Source organism: Candidatus Neomarinimicrobiota bacterium (genome assembly GCA_034716895.1).
GTDB lineage: Bacteria > Fidelibacterota > UBA8477 > UBA8477 > JABMPR01 > JABMPR01.
The window spans coordinates 1-3,360 of the sequence record JAYEKW010000099.1; the positions used below are offsets into that span (position 1 = coordinate 1).

At 44.0% G+C, this 3,360-nt stretch carries 2 protein-coding genes; one reads left to right on the forward strand and one right to left on the reverse strand.

The features are described from left to right. Positions 1-426: 426 nt before the first annotated feature. Positions 427-1,404 carry a hypothetical protein gene (locus tag U9Q77_06300; protein MEA3286970.1) on the forward strand — a complete coding sequence of 326 codons (978 nt, stop codon included), beginning with the start codon at positions 427-429 and terminating at the stop codon, positions 1,402-1,404. Between the two features lie 9 nt (positions 1,405-1,413). On the opposite strand, the gene U9Q77_06305 is transcribed toward U9Q77_06300, so the two are convergent. Continuing rightward, a complete protein-coding gene (locus tag U9Q77_06305; GenBank protein MEA3286971.1) occupies positions 1,414-3,114 on the reverse strand; it encodes a glycosyltransferase family 39 protein in 1,701 nt (566 codons plus the stop codon). Positions 3,115-3,360: the final 246 nt, after the last annotated feature.

Genomic DNA, 3,360 nt, shown 5'->3' on the forward strand with positions numbered 1-3,360 from the left:
GGACTGGTGGGGGTGGCTTAAACCGGCTGGACATCTTCTCATATCTGCCCCTGCACATCCTAAACGATGGAACGCTAGTGATCAATGGGCGGGCCACTACCGGCGGTATGAACGTTCAGGACTTGAGTGGATTTTGGAACAAGCTGGATTTCACGTAGTACATACAGAGTGCTATGGATTTCCTCTTGCCAACCTTATCGAGCCTTTCCGCGCACGCTACCATGCTCAGCAGTTAAAGCGACAAAGATTGATGCAGAGCAATGATAATCAGAGCACCTACAGCAAGCAGAGTGGGGTCGAGCGCTCTTTAGAGACAAAATTGTATCCGGTTCAAGCCCATTGGTTGGGCACCAAGGCAATGCGGTTCTTTTGCTATCTGCAGGATATTTTCTCTGGCACTGATTGGGGCAATGGTCTTCTGGTTCTATGCAAAAAAAGATGAAAAGTTACTATCGCTGGTTTGGGCTATGTATTGGCCTTATAGCACTAACCTACTTCTTGAATTCCGCCCTCAAACAGATTTCCACTTTTCCTTCACTTTATTGGGGTCTGAATGGCTATGTCAGTTTTGCCGCAGCAACATTCCTAAACGCTATAGTAACTCTCATTGGGGGATATTCGTGGATTATCTTGCTGCGTGCTTCTGGCGAAACATTAGCAGCCTCTGAAGGCCTTGTGATATTTACCCTATCTCAATTTGCAAAATATATTCCCGGAAATGTGGCGCATCACGCTGGACGGATTGCATTGGCGAACAGTCGGGGGCTTGCTTTGTCGCGAGTGGCCTTCACGATTGTTATCGAGACTAGCTGGCTCATTGTTGCTGCCTCGATCTTGGCAACAATCTGGCTTGTCCTTGAGGGGCAAAACCTATTCGGTTATACTCAAGAACTCCCTACCGTATTCCAACTTGCAGTTACCATAGGTGTAGCCTTTCTCTTTCCGCTCTCAGGGGGATGGATCCTGTTCCAGTGGCACCCCGGTCCTCTTCAAAAGATCCTCAGACATGGTGCTGTTAAGTTCCCTTCGTTTCTCGTCTTGTTGAGTTGTCTGTTTATTTATATGCTGTGTTTTCTTTTTATGGGAGTTGCATCTGATATTTTAGCACAGTATCTTTTCGGTGCAGAAGGGACTCGTATTATTTTATTAACCGGTTCTTTTGCTATTGCTTGGGTGGCAGGATTCCTTGCTCCTGGGGCACCTGCTGGCATAGGTGTAAGAGAAGCAATCCTCCTCAAATTGCTAACTCCTATCTATGGAGGTGGTGTTGCTGTGGGGTTGGCTATCTCTCTTCGTGCAATCACTACTTTGGCCGACGTTCTAACCTTTATCGTGGCTCTCATAGCAAAAGGAACTATGAATTCCAGGCACCGAGAACTGCACCCTCCTCATTTGATAAAGTGACTTTAGCAATCAAAGAATCTCATAGAGGATATAGCTCCCATCGGCGGTTTTGCAACAAAATCTCACCAGATTGGGGTAGTCACGTTCCAAGTTGGCTTTCCAATACCATTGGGCATTCGTGTACAACCGCATCTCACTCAAAGTGCTCTGTGTCCGGGATACCAAGAGCCAACGAACTCCAGTTTTCTTCCCATATTTGACCACTTTTTCGAGAGAATCGTTCGGTAATAAACGACAAGACCCACCGGATAGATATGAACTGAGAGGGCTCAAGCTAAAAACAGGCTCTCCCTCTATCTGTTTCCTCAAACTATAATCTTCTTCTGTACCTTCTGATTTAGGATAGATTTTCAACCCGGTAAAGGATTGAGGAGTAGCAAAGAGGAAAAGCGCATAGACCACGAAAACAACGACGAGGCAGGACAACCTTATTTTTAGCTTGATAGTTACCGCATGAAAACAGACGAATAACTCACCTGCGATATGCATTGATACAAATGGGAAGAGGATATGGGAATACCGCGAAATCTTATCCGTGAAACAAGACACTACAAGCAGATAGAATAAAATGAACAAGGGCAATAATAACCTGTTGAGCCATTTCACCTTCTCGGATTTCACGAAAAACGGTGAAAGACAGAAAAAAAAGAAGGCGCCCAAAATAAAACCGCCTAATGGGTCTCTCAGGTACATGATGTTATTGTAGATTTTACCAAAGAAATACTTCGGGTTCCCAAGTGTAGAAATAAAGTAATTCAAGTATTTGGCCTTTTCTTTATTTTTTCTATTGACACGATAAAGCATTTCGGAGGAATCAGGCAAGAGCTTTCGCAAAAGACGTCGTTTTGCATAGATAGCAGCATAGCTCTTGTCAGGTATGCTTTCAATTCGCTGCATCTCTGCCAATACTTCGGGGTCGGTGGTGGTTACCTCGTGTCCTGCTGTTGAGAAATTTTGCTGTAGAGGGTGGTGCCCTGTCTGGTGATAAATGATCAGAGTGTAGGGAACAATGACGATAAGCCACCCCAGTGCCATGAACAATGTGTTCTTGAAAAAGGCTCTCCGTTCAATCCTGTATGAAGTCAGACCCTTCAAAAGAATAAAACCCAATAGGAAAAGGAAGATGACAATCCCAATCTGCCGAGATAAAAACACCAGAGCACAACTCAGACCAACAATTAGTGAGAGACCTCTTCTGTTACTCATGGAATTCCTGAAAAGGAGTAATGTCAAGAACATCGTCCAACTAAGGGTAAGCACGAAGGTCGCCTCTGATAGAGGCCTCATTCCAAAGGAAAAATAGTAAAGATTTAACTGGATCAAGAAAACGGTAAGTACCGCAACTACTCGATTTGTTGTTTGCTTGAGGTATAGAAATATAGGGATCGAAGCTGCCAATGCAGAGAGGCAGCTCACCCATTCAGCCACCTTGAGGGATTCCTCGAAAAAGAGATTTCCGCATGCTATGAAGAAGGGATAAAGTGGCGGATATATGAGTCCATTGTTGACATGAGCCCACGAAGGAATATAGAAAAGCCCCTTAGAAAATAAATCTCTTCCCATTGTTACGTATGCTATGGTATCCGGGGAGAATATCATCGGGCTGCAGTTTATAAAATGGATAATGGGATTCAGCCCAAACATCAGAACCACGCAAAAGAAATCCAAATGCCAAGGCTTGAAGGCAAAATCTTTACCAATAAGTTTCATCTTTTATCCTCATGCAAACTCATAATTGTTTGGTAACGTTCAAAAGTCTTCGCATGGTGATATTTTAAAGACCTTCATTGAGTGGCTATGTTCTCTTTGATGCCGTTGTTTCACTTCAATGGCCCAGGCAGTTAGTTAAATATATCAGTACGTTATATCTGGTTATGCGCTAACACCCTTACATGGAAAACGAAACCGTGATTCGGTCATCTCTTTGACCATGCGAAGACTTTTGAACGTTACTAA